Source organism: Aestuariimicrobium sp. Y1814 (assembly GCF_050113895.1).
GTDB lineage: Bacteria > Actinomycetota > Actinomycetes > Propionibacteriales > Propionibacteriaceae > Aestuariimicrobium.
This window is the reverse complement of record NZ_JBNJRW010000010.1, coordinates 44557-62882: the sequence shown is the minus strand read 5'-3', so window position 1 is coordinate 62882 and position 18326 is coordinate 44557. Positions and strand designations below refer to the sequence as shown.

The following is an 18326-nucleotide window of genomic DNA, read 5'->3' as shown; positions in this document are numbered from 1 at the left end:
GTTGCCCCGCATCGAACTGAGGCAGGGATGCACAACCCGGGCAAGGGGTTCAGCCGGCCGCACGGGGACGACCCGCCGCGACCTGGAATGCCGCCAGGACCCGTGCCTCCAACCTCCGCGGGTGCGCCACCTCCTCCTTGCCCCAGCGGGCGAACACCCAGCCCTCGGCCTCCATCCCCTCCTGCCGACGCTTCTCACGGCGGACGACATCGGCCGGGGCCTCACCGGGACGCGCCAACCGGTCGTACTTGTCCTGGCCGTCGTACTCCCCGAGCACTCCCTGTTCCGGCCAGGCGAAGTCGGCCACGCCGAGCTGGGTGCCGAACGAGTCGCGCACGACGTACTGCTGCACCGGCATCGGCAGGGACAGCCTCGAGAACGCCAGTCGGCTGAGGCTCTCCATGGGGCTCTCGGACCAGGCCGAGGCGAACTGCAGCACCAGCCGGGCCCGCTCGATCCCGTGTCGCCCGGCAAGCAGGTGAACAGCCCACCCGGTGGCCGCGTCGAAGGCTGCCAGTTCACGGGCGACCCGGGCATCCCAGCGGGCTCGTTCCCAGGCGATCAGGCCGGCGTTCAGCCCACACAGCCGCGCCAGGTCCACCACCGTGCGTGCCCGCGTGGTCACCCGCATCCCGTTGACCACGGCGATGTGTTCAGCCGGCAGTGGCGCGCTCCTGATGTGGCGAATGCCCCGCTTGCGGGAGCGTCCGTTCCCGTCCTGGACGGTCTGCACCAGCGCCGGGGGCCAACCGGCCAGCGGCAGTCCGTGGACCAGCGCCGCCGACTCCAGGGCGAGCACGTCGTCCGGTGAGCAGGCCGCGGCCATGGCCAGGTGCTGCACCACTCGGTCGTCCTTGCCCGGGTCCATCCGGGCATAGAAGCCGCGCGCCAGGTGCACCAGTTCGCCGGTCTTGAGGGCCGCTGCCAGTTCCCCGCGGGTGCACCCGGACGACAGCAGCGCTGCTGTGGTGAAGACCTCCATGCCGCCCAGCAAAGCCGATCAGGCCCGGCTGGACAATGGGACCCCGGCAAGCTGTGGATAACTCGACCGCCTGTCGACCGGCGGGCTGCTGGACCGCCAACGGCATCGTCCGGGGTGTCTGCACCGGTTGTGCATCGCTGCCTCAGTTCAACGCGGGGCAACCCGCCGAACTGAGGCAACGGCACCAGCACCACAGCATCAGGCCTTGGTGACCCGCACCGCCAGCCCCAGTTCCTCGTCACCGACCCAGCCGCCGCCGGTGGCCTCGGCCGCATCGACCCGCTCCACGGCAAGCGCCAGCACCTCATCGGCGATGCTCGCCTGGTTCGCGGTGAGCGCCTCGGCCAGGTCACCCTCTGCCGACCAGGACAGGGTGATCCGGTCGCTGATCTCGAAGCCGGCCTTCTTGCGGGCATCCTGCACAGCACGGACGACCTCGCGGGCCAGCCCGGCGCTGACCAGGGCCGGGGTGAGTTCCAGGTCGAGGGCGACGGTCTCACCCTGCTCGTTGACCACGCTCCAGCCCTCGCGGGGGCGTTCGCTCATGATCACCTCGTCGGCACTGACCTCGGTGCCGCCGTCGAAGGCGACCACAGCCCGGCCGTCCGCGGCCAGAGCGGCGGCGAGTTCGGCGGCATCGGCTGCGGCGATCGCGGCCGCCACCTGCGGGGTCTGCTTGCCGAACCGCTTGCCCAGCGCCCGGAAGTTGCCCTTGGCGGAGTAGTCGACCAGGTCACCGGCCGAAGCGAACGACTCGACGGCCTCGACGTTGAGCTCCTGCTTCAGTTCCTCGACCAGCGCGTCGTCCAGTTGGGCCAGCGCCTGTGAGGGCACCAGCAGGCGGGCGAGCGGCTGGCGGGTCTTCATCTTCGACTCCGCGCGGGCCGATCGTCCCAGTTCGACCAGGCGACGGGTGACGTCCATGGCCCGCCCGAGTTCCTCGTCCACCTGGGACTGGTCGACCTGCGGCCAGTCGGACAGGTGCACCGAGGCCGGGGCGCCGGGGTCGGTGGCGGCGACCAGGTCCTGCCAGACTCGTTCGGTGACGAACGGGGCCAGCGGGGCCATCAGCTGGGTCAGGGTGACCAGCGCGGTGTGCAGGGTCGACAGGGCACCGGCATCGCCGTCCCAGAACCGACGCCGGCTGCGGCGCACGTACCAGTTCGACAGGTCGTCGATGAACTCGCTGAGCAGCCCACCGGCAGTCTGGGTGTCGAAGTCCTCCAGCGCGGCGGTCACCTTCGCCACCAACTGCTGGACCGACGACGCGAGCCAGCGGTCCAGCACGTGGCTGGGCGCGGTCAGTTCGGCCGGGGACCAGTTGTTGGCGCGGGCGTACAGCGCGTGGAAGCTGACGCTGTTCCAGTAGGTCAGCATCACCTTGCGGACGACCTCCTGCAGCGCGGTGTCACCCACGCGGCGGGGGCTCCAGGGCGACCCGGACGACGCCATGAACCAGCGCACCGCGTCGGCTCCGTGCTGGTCCATCAAGGGGATCGGCAGCAGGATGTTGCCCAGGTGCTTGCTCATCTTGCGGCCGTCTTCGGCCAGGATGTGGCCCAGGCACAGCACGTTGCTGTACGAGCCCTGGTCGAAGACCAGCGTGCCGATCGCCATCAGGGTGTAGAACCAGCCGCGGGTCTGGTCGATCGCCTCGCAGATGAAGTCGGCCGGGTAGGCCTTCTGGAAGGCCTCGACCGACCCCTCGGCGTAGGGGTACCCCCACTGGGCGAACGGCATCGAGCCCGAGTCGAACCAGGCGTCGATCACCTCGGGCACGCGGCGGAAGGTGCCCTCGACCCCGGGCAGGGTGAAGGTGATGTCGTCGACGTAGGGGCGGTGCGGGTCGAGCGCGGACTGGTCGCCGCCGGTCAATTCGGACAGCTCGGCGCGTGAGCCGACGCAGACCAGGTGCGAGGGGTCGAGCTCGTTGCGCCAGATCGGCAGCGGGGTGCCCCAGTAGCGGTTGCGGCTCAGCGCCCAGTCGATGTTGTTCTCGAGCCAGTCGCCGTAGCGGCCGTGCTTGATGTTCTCGGGGTACCAGGTGGTCGCCTCGTTCTCACGCAGCAGGGCGTCCTTGACCTGGGTGGTGCGGATGTACCACGACGGCTGGGCGTAGTAGAGCAGCGCGGTGTGGCAGCGCCAGCAGTGCGGGTAGCTGTGCTCGTAGTCGAGGTGGCGGAACAGCCGGCCACGCTGCTCGAGGTCGACGAGCAGGTCGGCGTCGGCGGTCTTGAAGAACTTGCCGCCGACCAGGTCGAGGCCGGGTTCAAAGGTGCCGTCGGGGCGCACCGGGTTGACCATCGGCAGCCCGTAGCTGCGGCACACGGCCATGTCGTCGGCGCCGAAGGCGGGGGCCTGGTGCACCAGGCCGGTGCCGTCCTCGGTGGTCACGTAGTCGGCCAGCACGACGAAGTGCGACCGGGTGCCGGTCTCGGGTCGTCCGGCGGCCTCGGGGAACTCGACCAGGTCGAAGGGCCGGTCGTAGGTCCAGTTCTCGAGCTCGGAGCCCTGGTGGCGGGCCAGCTCACGCCAGGCCGGCTCACCTTCGGCGGGGGTGCCCAGCGCCTTGTCAACCAGCGGTTCGGCGACCACCAGCGACTCGGTGCCGTTGGTCATCACCACGTAGGTCACCTCGGGGTGGACAGCCACGGCGGTGTTCGAAACCAGCGTCCAGGGGGTGGTGGTCCAGACCAGCAGCGAGGCCTGGCCGGCGTACGGGCCGCTGGTCAGCGGCATCCGGACGTAGACCGACGGGTCGACGACGTCCTCATAGCCCTGGGCCAGTTCGTGGTCGCTGAGCGTGGTGCCGCAGCGCGGGCAGTAGGGGGCGACCCGGTAGTCCTCGACCAGCAGGCCCTTGTCGAAGACCTGCTTCAGTGCCCACCAGACCGACTCGACGTAGGACGGGTTCATCGTCCAGTAGGCGTCGTCCATGTTGACCCAGTACCCCATGCGGGTGGTCAGCTCGGCGAAGGCGTCGACGTGCCGGGTGACCGACTCACGGCACTGGGCATTGAACTCCTCGACACCGAAGGCCTCGATGTCGGGCTTGCCGTTGAACCCGAGTTCCTTCTCGACGGCCAGTTCGACGGGCAGGCCGTGGCAGTCCCAGCCGGCCTTGCGTTCGACGTGGTAGCCCTGCATCGTGCGGAAGCGCGGGAAGACGTCCTTGAAGACGCGGGCCTCGACGTGGTGGGTGCCCGGCTGGCCGTTGGCGGTCGGCGGGCCCTCGTAGAAGGTCCACGGCTCGGCGCCCCGGGTCTTGGCCAGGCTCGCCTCGAAGGTCTGGTTCTTGTCCCAGAACGTCAGGATGTCGTGGTCGAGCTCGGGGAAGGACACGTGTGCGGGCACGGCGTTGTACGTGCGCTCAGCGTTCGCGGGGGTGACGTTCTGGCTTGTCATGCGGCGGTTCCTTCAACACGGCGGGTTGGGTTGAAGGGACGAGGCGAGCCCCGCGGTACCACCCTTCGTTGGGGCCCGTGGGCCCCCACTCATTCGTCGCCGCAGCCGGTTCTAGTGGGGCGCTCCTACCCTGGGGCGGGAGGCCTGTTCTTCCGGCAGCTCCGGGGTGATGGCCCCATCAGTGCCGTGCGGACGTCAGTCATTGTAGGCGCCCCGGGCAACTCAGCGGAAATGCTGTGCCCGGGGCGCCGTCGGGATGGACCCGGAGGGGGTGGGAAGGGTCAGGCCATCAGGGTGTAGGCCTGGGTGCCGGTGGCGATCTGGCGCGGCAGGCTCCAGCTGCCGATCCGGTTCACGTAGGTGAACAGGGTGCCGTCATTGCGCTTGCCGACCAGGTCAGGGCGGCCGTCACCGGACAGGTCACCGGGGCTGAACGCGAGGGCGAAACCGTCCCAGCCGCGGCCGACCTGGCGGCCCGAGGCGATGTTGGCACCGGGGGCACCGGCGTACATCCACAAGGTGCCGTCGCCGCGGATCGCCAGCAGGTCGGAACGACCATCACCGGTGAAGTCGCCCACGCTGAGCAGCTGGGTCATCCCGTTCCAGTTCTTGCCGATGTGGGCGATGCCGGTCAGCCCGTTGGGGGTCATCACGTAGCGGAACAGGGCGCCGTCCGAGGCGCGGCGGGCCACCACGTACTGGGTGGACGACCCGTCGAGGCTGCCGACGGGGACGATCATGTCCATGCCACCCCAGTTCTGGCCGACCTTCTTCCAGCCGGACAGGTACCCGTTGCCGGTGGAACGGAACAGCCACAAGGAGTTGTCGTCGCCGCGGCGGGCCAGCAGGTCGCTGCGCCCGTCGCCGTCGACATCGGCAACCTGGGTGATGTAGGTCATCGCGCCCCAGCCGGCGCCGACCTGGCCGAGGTGGGTCAGCCCACCGGTGGTCGAACCGGCGAAGAACTGCAGGCGTCCCTGCCCGTCGATGGCGTAGATGTCGGCGACCCGGTCGCCGGTGTGGTCACCCAGCACCCGGGTGACCGGGGTCGAGATGCGCGGCGGCTCGAGCGGGTTCATCGGCCAGTCCGGGGCCGTGGCGGGGCCGGCGGTCCAGTCGACGTAGTGCCAGCCCTCGACGGTGCCGGGCTGCGGGGTGGACAGGGTGGCGCCGACTTCGGAGAAGGTCCAGTCGATGTCGGTACCGTCGACCTCGCCGTTCCAGTAGGACCAGAAGTGGTTGGCAGCCACCGGGTGGCCGTTGATGGACTCGATGAAGTCGGTGCCGGTGACGGTGAAGCCGGCGCTGATCAGGGCCGCTCGTCCGTTGGTGAACTCGGTGGCGCAGCCGCCGGCCTGCTTGCCGGTCTGGTCCTGGACGACCACCCAGACGTTGTCGGCGGCCAGGCACGCCTCGGCGGCCTGGGCGTTGGCGGGGGTGATGGGGGTCTCGGCCCGGGCAACGGTGCCCTGGGTCACGAGCAGGCTGGCGACAACCCCGAGCGCCAGCGCGAGACGACGAATCCGCATGGGATCTTTCCTTTCGACGGACCCACGCTCGCCGCAGGAAGCCCCATGGCCCCCACCCTCGACCGCGCGAGTCACCAGTGGTGGTGTCGAGGTTCGGTCCGGCTCTCACGGTTGCGGGTCAGCCCGGGGATTGCACCCGGTTCTCCGCTCGACCCCTGCACTCTAGCAGCAGCGTCTGTGGAGCGGCGGTCACGGGGCGCACCGTGTGCCCCACGGGCATATCGCGGCAGCGTTCCACTTCGATGGCGAGTTGGGAAGCGGGCAGGGCTGCGATCGGGGTGCCGTCATCCATCCGCTGCTGGACTGCCTCGGTGCGGTGCGGCAGCAACCACCGCGGGGCGAGGTCGTCCGGGGTCGGGAAGGCCAGCCGCAGGGAGGTGACCCGCACCGGGTGCTGGGCGGCGAAGTCGCGGCAGGCGACCTCGCTGAGGCGCTTGGTGAAGCCGTAGAAGTCGGTCGCGTCGCCGGGGCCGGAGGGGTCGACCGGCACCTGCCCGTAGCGGGCGAACACCGACATCGAACTGATGTGCACCATCGGCTTGTCCAGCAGCAGGCACTGTTCCAGGCAGGTCACCACCGAGCCGACGTTGACGCCGTAGGCCCGCGAGACCCGTTCGGGGTCGGCGCGTTGCTCGGGGGTGAAGGCCAGCACCACAGCCATGTGGACGACCAGGTCGGCGTCACGGATGGCCTCGTTGACCTGGCTGGCGGACAGCGCATTGACCTGCTGGTAGTGCGCCGGCTCGTGGTCACCGGCGGGGCCGGGCAACAGGTCGGCGACCAGCACCTCGTGGCCCCGGGCGCGCAGGGCGGGGACGAGAAACGCCCCGACGTGCCCGCCGCCACCGATGATCGTCATCCGCACAAGGTGCAGCGTTCCACGGTGCCGCCGCGGTGGGCAAGGGGGTGCCCGGTTTGCGGAACGGATACCCCCGGGGGTATCTTCGTCCCCATGAGCCCCACCCCAGCGACCAACCGGCCCACCCGCATCGTCATCGTCGGCGGCGTCGCCGGCGGCATGAGCTGCGCAGCCCGCGCCCGGCGACTCGACGAGACCGCCGAGATCGTCGTGCTCGAACGCGGCGAGCACGTGTCCTTCGCCAACTGCGGCCTGCCCTACTACGTCGGCGGTGAGATCACCGACCCGGCGGCCCTGCTGGTGCAGACCCCGGACTCGCTTCGGGCCGCGCTGAACCTCGACGTGCGCACCGGGCACGACGTGATCGGCCTCGACCCTGACACCAAGTCGGTCACCGTGGGCACCGCCGACGGTGAGCAGACCATTGACTACGACGCGCTGGTGCTCTCACCGGGGGCCCGGGCGGTGCGCCCACCGATCCCCGGCATCGACTCGCCGCGGGTGCGCACCCTGCGCACGGTCGACGATGCCCTGGCCCTGCGCGACGAGGTCACCGGTGGCGCCGTGCGGGCCGTGGTGCTCGGGGCCGGCTTCATCGGGCTGGAGGCGGCCGAGGCCCTGGCGCAGGCCGGCGTCGGCACCCACCTGGTCGAGCTCGCCCCCCACGTGCTGCCCCCGCTCGAGCCGGAGCTCGCGACCCTGGTCACCGCCGAACTGGATGAGCTCGGCATCACCACCCACGCCGGGATCGCGGCCACCGCCATCGAGACCGGTGACGACCACGATGTCGTCGTGCTGGCCGACGGCACCCGGCTGGCGGCTGACCTGGTCGTCCTGTCGGTCGGGGTGAAGCCCGACACCGAGGTCTTCGAGTCGTCCGGGCTCGCCTGCGAGCGCGGCGCCATCGTGGTCGACGAGCACGGTCGGACGAACCTGGACTCGGTCTGGGCGGTGGGGGACGCGACCGTGAGCACCTGCCCGGTCACCGGGGCCCGTCGTCCGGTGGCACTGGCCGGGCCCGCGAACCGGGCCGGGCGCCTGGTTGCCGACGACATCCTGCGCCCCGAAGCGGCGCGCACGATCCCCGCCCCGGTCGGGACCGCGATCGTGCGGGTCGGTTCCTTGACCGCCGCCCTGACCGGCGCCAACCGGGCGTCGCTGCGGGCGGCCGGGGTGGAGTTCCGCACCGCCCACCTGCACCCGAACCAGCACGCCGGCTACTTCCCCGGTGCCGCCCAGGTGCACCTGGTCGTGCACTTCGGCACCGACGGACGACTGTTCGGCGCCCAGGCCGTCGGCACCGACGGCGTCGACAAGCGCATCGACGTGCTGGCCACCGCCCTGCGCGCCGGGCTGGATGTGCGTGACCTGATCGACCTCGACCTGTCGTACTCACCGCCCTACGGCTCGGCCAAGGACCCGGTGAACTTCATCGGCATGGTGGCCGAGAACGTGCTCAACCAGACCCTGGGGCTGTGGCAGGCCGAGGACCTCGACCGGGTGCAGGCCACCGCGCTGGTGCTCGACACCCGTAGCCGGGCCGAGTTCGCCACCGGCCACCTGCCCGGTGCGCTGAACATTCCCCACACCGAGCTGCGCGGACGACTCGACGAGGTGCGGGCCGCTGCTGATGGGCGAGCCGTTCGGGTGATGTGTGCCTCGGGCGTGCGTTCGGCCATCGCGCACCGGGTGCTGGCCCAGGCCGGCTTCGACTCCGCCTCCCTGTCCGGGGGCATCCTCACCCTGCGGGCCGCGCTCGGCGAGCGCGCCGCCGAGGTGCTCGTCCGCTGAACCCCTGACCCACTCAACCCACCACAAACCCGAAATCGAAGGAGACCATCATGTGCCGAGCAGTCACCTGCACGTCCTGCGGGAAGACCACCTGGGCCGGCTGCGGCCAGCACGTCGACCAGGTGATGAAGAACATCCCCAAGGCACAGCAGTGCCCGGGCCATGCCAAGCAGGAATCAGGCAGCTGGTTCTCGAAACTGCTCGGCCGCTGACATGAACGAGCATGACCTCGCCGCCCAGCGGCGCATCCTGAACCGGCTGCGCCGCGCCCGCGGGCAGCTGGACGCGGTGATCACCGCCGTCGACTCGGGCGCCCCCTGCCGACAGGTGGTGACCCAGTTGGCTGCTGTCGCCAGCGCCCTCGACAAGGCCGGCTTCGCCATCCTGGCCACCGCGATGAAGGACTGCGTCGCCGACCCCGAGGCGACCGCCGAGACCGAGGACGGCCTGACCACCGAGGAACTGGAAAAGCTGTTCCTGATGCTCGCCTGACCCCGTCTGCGGCCCGAATCCGCGTCTGCAGCCCGGCCCGGGCTCGAACTGCAGTCCGCCCCCGGTGCCACCACGGTCGTGATCCCGGTCAGCGGCTCCGGTCGACAGGGGCCGCGGGTTAGGCTGGGCGGGGCTCGAACGAGGGGAGGAACGCATGGCTGACGTGGACGACAACACCCGTGACCACGCGCTCGAACAGACCCTTCCCGACCTCGGCCAGGACGACTCCGGCCACGAGTCAGCCACCCCGGCCCCGGTGGTGTCCTACGGCCCGCTGCCGACCCACATCTTCCGCACCCCCGCCTCGCCGGGGAGCGCGAGCAGCGCCACCAGCCCCGGCGACGCGCCGCCGGCCGCGCCAGCATCACAAGCCACCCCGAACGACCCCGTCGCCCCTCACGAGCTGCCGCTGCCCACCCGCGAGGACATCTCGGCCCACCGGCGCTCGCACCGCCAGCGCACCGGCGCCCGGGAGCGGTCCGGGCTGCGCCGGTTGCGGGCCCAGGCCCGGCGGATCTGGTCCGAGACCGCCGAGAACACCGCAGGCACCTCGATGCTGTCGACCACCGAGGTCGACCTGCGCCACAGCCGCGCCGTGGTCGACCTCGCCGGACGAGTGGCTGCCGCCGCCCTCGGGGCCGGCGCGACCGCCGCCGATTCCACGGCCCTGCTGCTGCGGGTCACCCAGCACTACAAGCTCTCGGTGCACGCCGACGTGACGATGTCCTCGGTGAACATCACCCACTTCCGGTCCCTGGAGGGTGACCCGATCACCATCCTGCGCACGGTGCAGACCAAGACCACCGACTACCGCAAGCTGGCCGCAGTCGAACACCTCGTCGACAACATCACCGCCGACGAGCTGACCCTGACCGAGGCCCGCGGGCGCATCGCCCAGATCGTCCGGATGCCGAAGACCTACCGCCGCTGGGTGCAGACCCTGGCCAAAGGATTCCTCGGGTTCTGGGTGGCCGCCCTGTTCGGCGGCAACATCTGGGACATGCTGATCGCCGGGGTGACCACCGCGGTGGTCGACCTGGCCATCCGCGGCATCGCCGTGATCAAGGCCCCGTCCTTTTTCGGGCAGGCGGCCGGTGCCGCGGTGTGCGGGGCGGCGGCGCTGGGGGTGATGGCCGCCAGGGCCCACCCGGGCTGGAATGTCGACGTCTCCCCCTCACTGGTGGTCGCGGCCGGCATGATCTCGATGCTCGCCGGGCTTTCGCTGACCACGGCCATCCGTGACGCCATCGACGGCTACTACCTCACCGCGGCGGCCCGGCTCGTCCAGGTGGCCACGTTGACCGGTGGCATCGTGCTGGGCCTGACGGTCACCCTGTGGGTGGGCCTCGAGCTCGGCATCCCCGCCTACCTGTCCCCCACCACCGGGGTCCGCCCGGTGTGGTGGATGCAGGTCATCGCCTCGTCGCTGATCGCGGTGGCCTTCGCCGTCAACAACCACCTGCCACCGAAGGCGTGGGTGGTTTCGGCCGGCTTCGGCCTGCTCGCGTGGCTGGTGTCGTCCGGCGCCGGCACCCGGGTCTCGGCCGATGCCGCCACCGCCGGGGCTGCGGCCTTCGTGGTCGGGATCGCCGCGCAGGCCCTGACCCGGGCGGTCAAGGTACCGTCGATCGCGTTGGTCACCGCAGGCGTGGTTTCGCTGGTGCCCGGCATGGCCTTGTACCGGGGGCTGCTGGGGCTGGTGAACATCAGCCAGGGCATCACCGTCACCCAGGATTCCAACCTGGTGCTGTTCCAGGCTCTCATGGTCGCGGTGATGCTCGCGGCCGGTGCGTCCCTGGGCACGGTCGCCGGTCGTCCGCTCAGCATGCCCGCCGACTGGCCGACCCGATTGGCGCTGGGCAAGGCCTGGCGCCGGGGTCACGACGACGCGCAGAACGTCTGAAGATTTCCAGCACGCCGACCAAGTGGCACTACGGCATGATGGGGTTGCCCAGTGACGCCCGTTCCGACGTCACCGCCCCCATCGAACGTTGCGAGGTTCCACAGATGGACAGTCTGGTCGTGGCCATTGGCAAGTCAGCCATTGGGATGAAGACCTCCGACGGTGACTCGATCAGCGGCCCCGGCATCCCGCCGCAGTTGCCCGGCAAACCCGCCAGCATCCCGATGATCGCTGCCCAGGTGGCGGCCACGTTCGCCCAGTTCGAGACCTCTCCCACCCCCGACCTGGTCGTGGTCGGCTCGACGGCGCTGCCGGCGGACGAGCAGGGCCTGGGTGAGGCACTGCAGTTGATCTGGCCCGACGCGACCCTGGCGCTGTACGAGGACGGGGTGCTCGCCCATGCCGCCGCCCTGGGTGGTTTCGGGGTGGTCGCCAGCATCGGTTCGGGGGTGATCGTGATGGGCCTCGACGACACCGGCGCGCTGCACCGGGTCGACGGTTGGGGCCCGCTGCTGGGTGACCGCGGTGGGGCCTTCGAACTCGGACGACGTGGCCTGGTCGCGGCCTTCGAGGCCCGCGACGATGTCGGCCCGGCGACGGCGCTGGGCGACCTGGCCCAGAAGTGGCTGGGTGGCATTGACCTGGCCGCCGCCGTGCGGCTGCTGGCCGACCCGCACCAGGTCGAGACGATCGCCGGGTTCGCCGAGCAGGTGTGCGAGGCCGCCGCCCAGGACGACCCGGTTGCCGCCCAACTGGTCACCGAGTGCGCCATCAAGGTGGCCCAGAGCTGCGCCGCCACGGCCCAGCGGGTGGGCCAGCAGATGGTGGCGCTGCGCGGCGGCCTGACCCATTCACGGACCTACATGACCGCCCTCGAACTGGCCCTGGCGCGGTTCGACCTGGAGATCCTGAAGGCGAACTACGATCTGCTCGACGTGCCGGCCGAGCTGCTGTTCACCGACCCGTACCAGAAGCATGTCAGCTACCTGACGCCGGCACCGGTGCTGGTGAGCGCCGGTCAGGCGGTGACGTAGCGGCGTCCGTCCAGGGCCCGGCCCAGGGTCACCTCGTCGGCGTACTCGAGGTCACCACCCACCGGCAGGCCCGAGGCCAACCGGGAGACCTGCACGCCCATCGGCAGCAGCAACCGGCTCAGGTACGAAGCGGTGGCCTCCCCCTCGACGTTGGGGTCGGTGGCCAGGATCACCTCGCGGACGGTGCCGTCGCCCAGCCGCATGCACAGCTCACGGATGTGCAGGTCGGCCGGGCCGCGGCCGTCGATCGGTGAGATGGAGCCGCCGAGCACGTGGTAGAGCCCGCGGAACTCGCGGGTGCGTTCGATCGCGACGACGTCCTTGGACTCCTCAACCACGCAGATCGAGGTCTGGTCGCGGCGAGGGTCACGACAGACGCGGCAGCGTTCGTCCTCGGAGACGTTGAAGCAGATGTCGCAGAACTTCACCTTGGCCTTGACCTGCAGCAGGGTCGCCGCCAGGTGCTCGACGTCTTCGGTGGGGGCGTCGAGCAGGTGGAAGGCGATCCGCTGGGCACTCTTGGGGCCGATGCCGGGCAGTTGGCCGAGGGCATCGATGAGGTCCTGGATCGGGCCTTCGTACACGGGGTTCCTCCTGCCGTCAGAAGCCGAGGTTCGGCATCTGCGGCATGGAGGCGGCTGCCTTGGCGGTGGCCTGGGAGTTGGCGTCACGGACGGCGGCCACGACCAGGTCGGCCAGCGTCTCGGTGTCCTCGGGGTCAGCGGCCTCGGGCTTGATCACCAGCCCCTTGAGTTCGCCGGTGCCACTGACGGTGGCCACGACCAGGTCACCACCGGCCGAGCCGGTGAACTCGGCGGCAGCCAGCTCCTGCTGGGTCTGGGCAAGCTGCGCCTGCATCGCCTGCGCCTGCTCGAGCAGCGCGTTCATGTCCATGCCTTCGGGGAACATCGGGGTCCTTTCGGTGGTGGCCCGGCCGGTCAGGGGTGTCAGTTCAGGGGTGTGTCAGTTCAGGGGGACGGGCCGGTTCAGGGTCAATCGTAGGCGCTCAGCGTTCGCGCTCGCGTTCGTCGATGACCTCGCCACCCAGTTCGGAGATCACCAACTCGGCCGCCGAGACACCGGAGTCGTCCAGGACGATGTCGTCGTCCGACTCACCGGCCTCGACCGGCTCGGGCCCCGAATCGGGTGAACCCGCCTGTGTGGCCTGGCGCACCGAGGCCCTGGCCAGGTCGCCGAACTGGTGGGAGCGGGGCTCGGGCTCGTCGTCCGGGGGTGGCGGGGGTTCGGGGTCGTGGCGCGGCGACTGGTCAGCAGCCGAGTCCGGACGACCGGCCGGGCGGCCCTGGCGCGGGTCGTCGGCCAGTGCGGGCCGGATCTTCAGGTCGGCACCCAGCACCTCGACGATCGAGTCACGCAGCACGTTGTCGGTGCCGCCGGAGGTGAAGTTGTCACGCGCACCGGGGTTGGCGAACAACAGGGTGAGCACGCCGTCGACGACCTCACCGACCTGCGCATTGCCGCTGAGCAGCATGAAGCTGAACCGGCGGCGCTGCTTGACCTCCTCGAGCACCCGGGGCCATTCCTGGCGCATCCGCGAGGTGTCGATGTCACCGGGCCTGCCCCGGGGGGCGGACGGCGCGGCCTGGGCCGCCGGCTCGCCCGGGCGCAGCGGCACGACATTGTCGGGGGTCTGGTCCGGGCTCGGGCGGTGCGGCCGTTGCCGCGGACCGCCCTTGACCGGGGAATCCTGCGCCGGGCGCTGCCGCTGGGCCGGGGGCTCCTGAACCGGGGGGTCTTGAACAGGACGCTCCTGGACCGGGGGTTCCGGGGCCGGACGTTCCCGAACAGGCGCGGTGTCGGTCCACTGCTCGCGGGCCGGGGGCTGGGCGGGGGCGGTGTCGTGGCTGACCGGCACTCCCCCCTCGGCGAGTCGCCGTTCGAGCCGGTCGAGCCGGGCGTGGACGCCGCGTTCGTCGACATCGGCACCGGGCAGCAGCACCCGGGCACACATCAGTTCCAGGTGCAGCCTGGGGGCGGTGGTGCCGCGCATCTCGGTCAGCCCTGCGGCGATCACCTCGGCCGCGCGGGTCAGTTCCCCGGCACCCATGGCCGCGGCCTGCAGCGCCAGCCGTTCGGCCTGGTCGCCGGCGGCATCGATCAGCCCGGTCTCGACGGCATCGGGAACGGCGGCGACGATGACCAGGTCACGCAGGCGGCGCAGCAGGTCTTCGGCGAAGCGACGCGGGTCCTGCCCGACCTCGATGACCCGGTCGATGGTCGCGAAGACCTCTTTGCCGTCACCGGCGGCGAAGGCGTCGACGACCTCGTCGAGCAGGGTGTCGGGGGTGTAGCCGAGCAGGGCGGCCGCTGAGGCGTAGTCGACGCCCTGTTCACCGGCGGCACCCAGCAGCTGGTCGAGCACCGACAATGAGTCACGCACCGACCCCGCCCCGGCCCGCACCACCAGCGGCAGCACCTCGGGGTCGACGGTGACGCCCTCGGCCCGGCACAGGTTCTGCAGGTGGGCGACCAGCACCTTCGGCGGCACCAGTCGGAATGGGTAGTGGTGGGTGCGCGAGCGGATCGTCCCGATGACCTTCTCGGGTTCGGTGGTCGCGAAGATGAACTTCACATGGGGCGGGGGTTCCTCGACCAGCTTCAGCAGCGCATTGAAGCCCGCCGGGGTCACCATGTGGGCCTCGTCGATGATGTAGATCTTGTAGCGGCTCTGTACCGGCGCGAAGAACGCGCGTTCGCGCAGGTCGCGGGCATCGTCGACACCACCGTTGGACGCTGCGTCCATCTCGATGACATCGATCGACCCGGGCCCGCCGCGGGCCAGGTCGGTGCACGACCGGCAGTGCCCGCAGGGCGTCGGGGTGGGCCCCTGCTCACAGTTCAGCGACCGCGCCAGGATGCGCGCGCTGGTGGTCTTGCCGCAGCCGCGGGGGCCGCTGAACAGGTAGGCGTGGTTGACTTTGTTGTTGACCAGGGCGCGCTTGAGCGGTTCGGTGACGTGCTCCTGGCCGATCACCTCGTCGAAGGTGTCGGGGCGGTAGCGCCGGTACAGGGCCAGCGGGGCGGCCAGTTCCTCGACCGGCCGCGGCGGGCGTTCCTCGGCCGCCGGTGCCGGCAGGTCAACCGGCTCGCTCACGGGTTCCGGCTCGGGCTCAACCTCACGCTCAGGCCCGGCGACCGGTTCGGGCTCCTCCTCGAACAGGCTGGGACCCTCCTGTTCGGGCAGGTCGAACAGCCCGGTGTCAGGTTCGTCCCACAGCGCGTCGCCGTCGGGGTAGGTGTCGTCGTCCACGTGAACCACTCTACGGGTGCCCTCCGTCAAGAGTTGCAGGTCGGCGTTGGCCTGCTGGGGACATGAAGGGGCCCCCCGTGCACCCGACAGAGCTCACTTACCCTTGCTGTCTTCCGACCCTGGGGGAGTTGGGCGAGATAACGCCGCACGAGGGACCTTCGAGCCAGTGTAGTGGATCGTCCGCACGGGCACGAAACCCGCGCGAACCCCGCCTCATTCGGCCTCGATGACCTTCTCGATCTCGGCGCGCAGTGCGCTGGCGTCGCCGCCGCCGGCCACGGCCAGACCGAGGATGAAGGCCCCCACCGGGGCCATGGGGCGCACCCCGAGGTGGGCGATCGAGACCGTCAGCCCCAGGATCACCTCTTCGTCGACCAGGTTCGGGTCCACCCCCACCGCCGCGCTCGCACGCTCGATGAAGGGGCGCCATTCACTGCGGTCCTCGGCCATGTTCGTCTCCTTGTCATCAGGTCAGGTTCAGCGGGTCAGGGGTTCAGCCTCGCAGCCGGTCGCGGTACTTCGCCGGCAGCGAGTCAAGCAGGTGGTCGGGCAGGTGGGTCCCGAACGGGTCGCGGGCCCGGTCGGAGCAGGCCTGGCACATGGTCCGGCCCTGCGGGATGGTGCCGCGGCACTTCTGGCAGCTGGTCGTCGCCAACCGGGCCAGCGGCAGCGGACGACCGGCCAGCACCGTGGCCCAGTCGTGCTGGCCGCGCACCTCGATGACCCGGCTGGGGCAGGACGTGACACAGGCCTGCTCCCCGCGACACCGGTCGGGGTACTGCACCAGCGTCGTGCGACCATCGGCGGTGCCGAGGTCGAGGGCGTCATGGGGGCAGGCCTTCACACACACCCCGCAGGCGATGCAGGCCGAGGCATCCAGCTCCAGCGCGGGCGAGCGCCCCCCGACATCACCACCCATGGCGCGCAACGACTCCACCAGCCGGGCCCGCGGGTCGGGGTCGGCATGCTCGACCACCGCCGCCGGTGCCCTGCCCAGGATGCCGCGCCGGCTCATCGGCGGGTGCGCCACCGACAGCACCGCCACCGGTGCCGCGTCGATGCTGCCCGGCTGCACCCGTCCACCGGTCAGCCGGGCCAGGTCGGCCACGCCGGACGAGTCGGCCTCACAGCCAGCCGCCTCCACCACGACGCTGCCGCCGGCCGCCACGGCCAGGTCGACGAGCATCCAGTCCGGGGCGCCGGTCGGGCACTGCGGCCAGACCACCCGGACGACCTCGGCGTCACCGACCTCGACGGGGTCGTCAGCCGCCGTCACCGGGTGGTCGCCACAGTCCACGAGCACGTGGCAGTCGGGCCTGGCCGCCAATGCGGCCAGCACGCGCGTGAACCGCACTTCAAGCCCCGGGTCGGTCATTTCCCCCCAATTCCCCTGCCAGATTTTCCACGACCTATTTGGCAACAAACGCCGCTTCGAAATTGTTGGTCGCCTGCCTGCCCCATTCTAGGTGCGACCACTGTCGGACACCGCGCGCAATGCATCCTCGGCCTCGGCCAGGGCCTCGCGACCGCGGGCCAGTTGCCGGTGCTCGAGCACCTCGTAGGTGCCCGTGGGTTGCCCGGCGTCGGTGGCCTGGTCGGCCAGTTCACGCAGCCGGGCGGCGGTGACTGTGCAGTCCTGCACCTCACCGAGGGTCTCGGTGACTGCCTCCCAGCGGCTGGTGACCTCGGCCTGGTCGTCGAAGACCTCGTGGGCATAGCGGGCCGCCTTGGCCTTCTTGCGCACCTCGTGCAGCAACTCCCAGCGGGGCTGGTCGCCACTGCCGGCCAGGGCTGCTTCCCGGGCCCGTTCGACGCGGCGAGTCACCGTCTTCGAGACCCGTTTGCGGACCTTCTTCGCCGACTGGTGTGCCCGTTCGGGGCGCAGCGGCGGGTCGAGCAGCAGCCCGACCAGCGCCTCCATGAGGGCGTCGTGGCGCTCAGAGTCCAGGGCCACCACCAGCGCGGCGTGGGCCTCGGCGTGGGTGTGCTCGAGGGCGGCCGGCAGCCGGTCGCGGACGTCGCCGACGACCTCGTCCGCCTCGAGTTCGGCCAGGTCGGCCAGGATCCGCGCGGAGACCACCTCGGCGTCGCGGGGTGCCCCCAACTGCTCGCCGAGCCAGCGCACCTCGTCCCTGATCGGGTCGGTGACCGAGCGGTCGAACAGTCCCCGGAAACTGCGCAGCGTGCTGCGCAGGCGCCGGCAGGCGACCCGGTGCTTGTGCACCGCATCCGGCTCGTCACTACGGGTTTTGGGTTCCCAGCCCTGCATGGCACCGACCTGTCGGCGCAGGTGCGCGAGCACGACCTCGGCACCGGTCGGCCCACCCCGCGCCGCCGCCCAAGCGGTGTCGCCGCCCAGCATCCCGAGGGCGTGGGCCAGTTTCGGTCCGGCGGACGAGCGGCTGAGCCTCTGGGCCAGCAGGACCTGTTCGATCGCGTCGAGGTCGTCCGGGGTGCCGTCGACGAGTTCGACTTCGACCTCGCGCCAGCCGACCAGCGCCCCGCCGGCCCCACCGCGCGCCACAACCCGGTCGTCGGCCAGCAGCACCACCACCACGCCGGAGCCCTCACGCAGGATCGCGCGTTCCTCGCGGTGGGTGACCAGCTCGGCGACCGGCACCAGCACGTCGAGTCCGACGACCTCGTCGAGCCGGGCGCGCAGTTCGTGGGGCACCCGGGCCGCGCTGCGACCGGCTGCGAGCCCGGCGTGCACCTCGACGCGGCTGTCGCCGGCCCTGGGGCACTTCAGGTGCCAGCCCTCGTCGGCGCCGCCGGTGCGGCGTCGCAGGGTGTAGCCGGCCTGCATCAGCGTCATGTCGGGGGTGTCGACGTAGTCGGCGACCAGCCGGAAACTGCGCTGTTCACCCCAGCACCAGGGCTCGGTGAGTTCGAGGTGCAGGTCTTCACCGACCAGGTCCTCGGACTGGTCGAGGGTGTACTTGCGCTCGGTCTCGATGGGCATGGCTCCTCCTCGTGCCACCAGTGTCCCCCACCAGCAGAAATGGCGCCCACCGAGGCCCCCGGAATTAGGCAACGACAATCGCTCAAAATGGAAGTCAA

The 18326-nt window shown here is 70.8% G+C and carries 13 protein-coding genes, 1 other RNA gene, 2 pseudogenes and 1 riboswitch; of the genes and pseudogenes, 5 read left to right on the top strand and 11 right to left on the bottom strand.

Annotated elements, in window-relative coordinates; genetic code table 11:
* Window positions 1-49: 49 nt before the first annotated feature.
* The 4 genes and pseudogenes from ACQE3C_RS11870 to ACQE3C_RS11855 form a co-directional block, all read right to left on the bottom strand.
* Complete coding sequence (locus tag ACQE3C_RS11870; RefSeq protein ID WP_434539391.1) at window positions 50-982, bottom strand: hypothetical protein; 933 nt, start codon at window positions 980-982, stop codon at window positions 50-52.
* A 198-nt stretch (window positions 983-1180) separates the two neighbouring features.
* Window positions 1181-4387: an isoleucine--tRNA ligase gene (ileS, locus tag ACQE3C_RS11865; RefSeq protein WP_434539390.1), complete on the bottom strand. Its 3207-nt coding sequence runs from the start codon at window positions 4385-4387 to the stop codon at window positions 1181-1183.
* Between the two features lie 281 nt (window positions 4388-4668).
* Window positions 4669-5916, bottom strand: a complete 1248-nt coding sequence (locus ACQE3C_RS11860) for an FG-GAP-like repeat-containing protein (RefSeq protein ID WP_434539389.1) — start codon at window positions 5914-5916, stop codon at window positions 4669-4671.
* Window positions 5915-6107, bottom strand: a riboswitch (cobalamin riboswitch). (Overlaps the previous gene by 2 nt.)
* Before the next feature lie 185 nt (window positions 6108-6292).
* A pseudogene (locus ACQE3C_RS11855) lies at window positions 6293-6775 on the bottom strand (NAD-dependent epimerase/dehydratase family protein); the annotation flags it as partial.
* A 93-nt stretch (window positions 6776-6868) separates the two neighbouring features.
* Between ACQE3C_RS11855 and ACQE3C_RS11850 the strand changes: the two are divergent.
* The 5 genes from ACQE3C_RS11850 to ACQE3C_RS11830 all read left to right on the top strand — a co-directional run bounded on the left by ACQE3C_RS11850 (window position 6869) and on the right by ACQE3C_RS11830 (window position 11995).
* A complete protein-coding gene (locus tag ACQE3C_RS11850; protein WP_434539388.1) occupies window positions 6869-8566 on the top strand; it encodes an FAD-dependent oxidoreductase in 1698 nt (565 codons plus the stop codon).
* Between the two features lie 50 nt (window positions 8567-8616).
* Complete coding sequence (locus tag ACQE3C_RS11845) at window positions 8617-8778, top strand: hypothetical protein (protein WP_434539387.1); 162 nt, start codon at window positions 8617-8619, stop codon at window positions 8776-8778.
* A 1-nt stretch (window position 8779) separates the two neighbouring features.
* Window positions 8780-9058 (top strand): metal-sensitive transcriptional regulator, encoded by a 279-nt coding sequence (locus ACQE3C_RS11840; RefSeq protein ID WP_434539386.1) that lies wholly within the window; start codon window positions 8780-8782, stop codon window positions 9056-9058.
* A 154-nt stretch (window positions 9059-9212) separates the two neighbouring features.
* On the top strand, window positions 9213-10961 hold the full coding sequence (locus ACQE3C_RS11835; RefSeq protein WP_434539385.1) for a threonine/serine ThrE exporter family protein: 1749 nt from the start codon (window positions 9213-9215) through the stop codon (window positions 10959-10961).
* 104 nt (window positions 10962-11065) lie between these two features.
* Window positions 11066-11995, top strand: coding sequence for a BadF/BadG/BcrA/BcrD ATPase family protein (locus ACQE3C_RS11830; RefSeq protein ID WP_434539384.1), 930 nt, complete (start codon window positions 11066-11068; stop codon window positions 11993-11995).
* Here ACQE3C_RS11830 and recR read toward each other — a convergent pair.
* The 7 genes and pseudogenes from recR to ACQE3C_RS11795 form a co-directional block, all read right to left on the bottom strand.
* A complete protein-coding gene (gene recR, locus ACQE3C_RS11825) occupies window positions 11980-12579 on the bottom strand; it encodes a recombination mediator RecR (RefSeq protein ID WP_434539383.1) in 600 nt (199 codons plus the stop codon). The two genes, ACQE3C_RS11830 and recR, sit on opposite strands and share 16 nt — an antisense overlap.
* 16 nt (window positions 12580-12595) lie before the next feature.
* A complete protein-coding gene (locus ACQE3C_RS11820) occupies window positions 12596-12904 on the bottom strand; it encodes a YbaB/EbfC family nucleoid-associated protein (protein WP_434539382.1) in 309 nt (102 codons plus the stop codon).
* A gap of 484 nt (window positions 12905-13388) precedes the next feature.
* Window positions 13389-15305: pseudogene (locus ACQE3C_RS11815) on the bottom strand (DNA polymerase III subunit gamma and tau); the annotation flags it as partial.
* A 24-nt stretch (window positions 15306-15329) separates the two neighbouring features.
* Window positions 15330-15426, bottom strand: an RNA gene (gene ffs, locus ACQE3C_RS11810) — signal recognition particle sRNA small type.
* 53 nt (window positions 15427-15479) lie between these two features.
* A complete protein-coding gene (locus ACQE3C_RS11805) occupies window positions 15480-15716 on the bottom strand; it encodes a DUF6457 domain-containing protein (protein ID WP_434539381.1) in 237 nt (78 codons plus the stop codon).
* Window positions 15717-15759: 43 nt separating this feature from the next.
* Window positions 15760-16641 (bottom strand): 4Fe-4S dicluster domain-containing protein, encoded by an 882-nt coding sequence (locus tag ACQE3C_RS11800; RefSeq protein WP_434539380.1) that lies wholly within the window; start codon window positions 16639-16641, stop codon window positions 15760-15762.
* An 87-nt stretch (window positions 16642-16728) separates the two neighbouring features.
* Window positions 16729-18228 carry a CHAD domain-containing protein gene (locus ACQE3C_RS11795; RefSeq protein WP_434539379.1) on the bottom strand — a complete coding sequence of 500 codons (1500 nt, stop codon included), beginning with the start codon at window positions 18226-18228 and terminating at the stop codon, window positions 16729-16731.
* Between the last annotated feature and the right edge of the window lie 98 nt (window positions 18229-18326).

Excerpts from the sequence above, each read along its gene's own strand:
- ACQE3C_RS11870 (WP_434539391.1), bottom strand. The coding sequence starts at position 982 with ATGGAGGTCTTCACCACAGCAGCGCTGCTGTCGTCCGGGTGCACCCGC.
- ileS (WP_434539390.1), bottom strand. The coding sequence starts at position 4,387 with ATGACAAGCCAGAACGTCACCCCCGCGAACGCTGAGCGCACGTACAAC.
- ACQE3C_RS11860 (WP_434539389.1), bottom strand. The coding sequence starts at position 5,916 with ATGCGGATTCGTCGTCTCGCGCTGGCGCTCGGGGTTGTCGCCAGCCTG.
- ACQE3C_RS11850 (WP_434539388.1), top strand. The coding sequence starts at position 6,869 with ATGAGCCCCACCCCAGCGACCAACCGGCCCACCCGCATCGTCATCGTC.
- ACQE3C_RS11845 (WP_434539387.1), top strand. The coding sequence starts at position 8,617 with ATGTGCCGAGCAGTCACCTGCACGTCCTGCGGGAAGACCACCTGGGCC.
- ACQE3C_RS11840 (WP_434539386.1), top strand. The coding sequence starts at position 8,780 with ATGAACGAGCATGACCTCGCCGCCCAGCGGCGCATCCTGAACCGGCTG.
- ACQE3C_RS11835 (WP_434539385.1), top strand. The coding sequence starts at position 9,213 with ATGGCTGACGTGGACGACAACACCCGTGACCACGCGCTCGAACAGACC.
- ACQE3C_RS11830 (WP_434539384.1), top strand. The coding sequence starts at position 11,066 with ATGGACAGTCTGGTCGTGGCCATTGGCAAGTCAGCCATTGGGATGAAG.
- ACQE3C_RS11820 (WP_434539382.1), bottom strand. The coding sequence starts at position 12,904 with ATGTTCCCCGAAGGCATGGACATGAACGCGCTGCTCGAGCAGGCGCAG.
- ACQE3C_RS11805 (WP_434539381.1), bottom strand. The coding sequence starts at position 15,716 with ATGGCCGAGGACCGCAGTGAATGGCGCCCCTTCATCGAGCGTGCGAGC.
- ACQE3C_RS11800 (WP_434539380.1), bottom strand. The coding sequence starts at position 16,641 with ATGACCGACCCGGGGCTTGAAGTGCGGTTCACGCGCGTGCTGGCCGCA.
- ACQE3C_RS11795 (WP_434539379.1), bottom strand. The coding sequence starts at position 18,228 with ATGCCCATCGAGACCGAGCGCAAGTACACCCTCGACCAGTCCGAGGAC.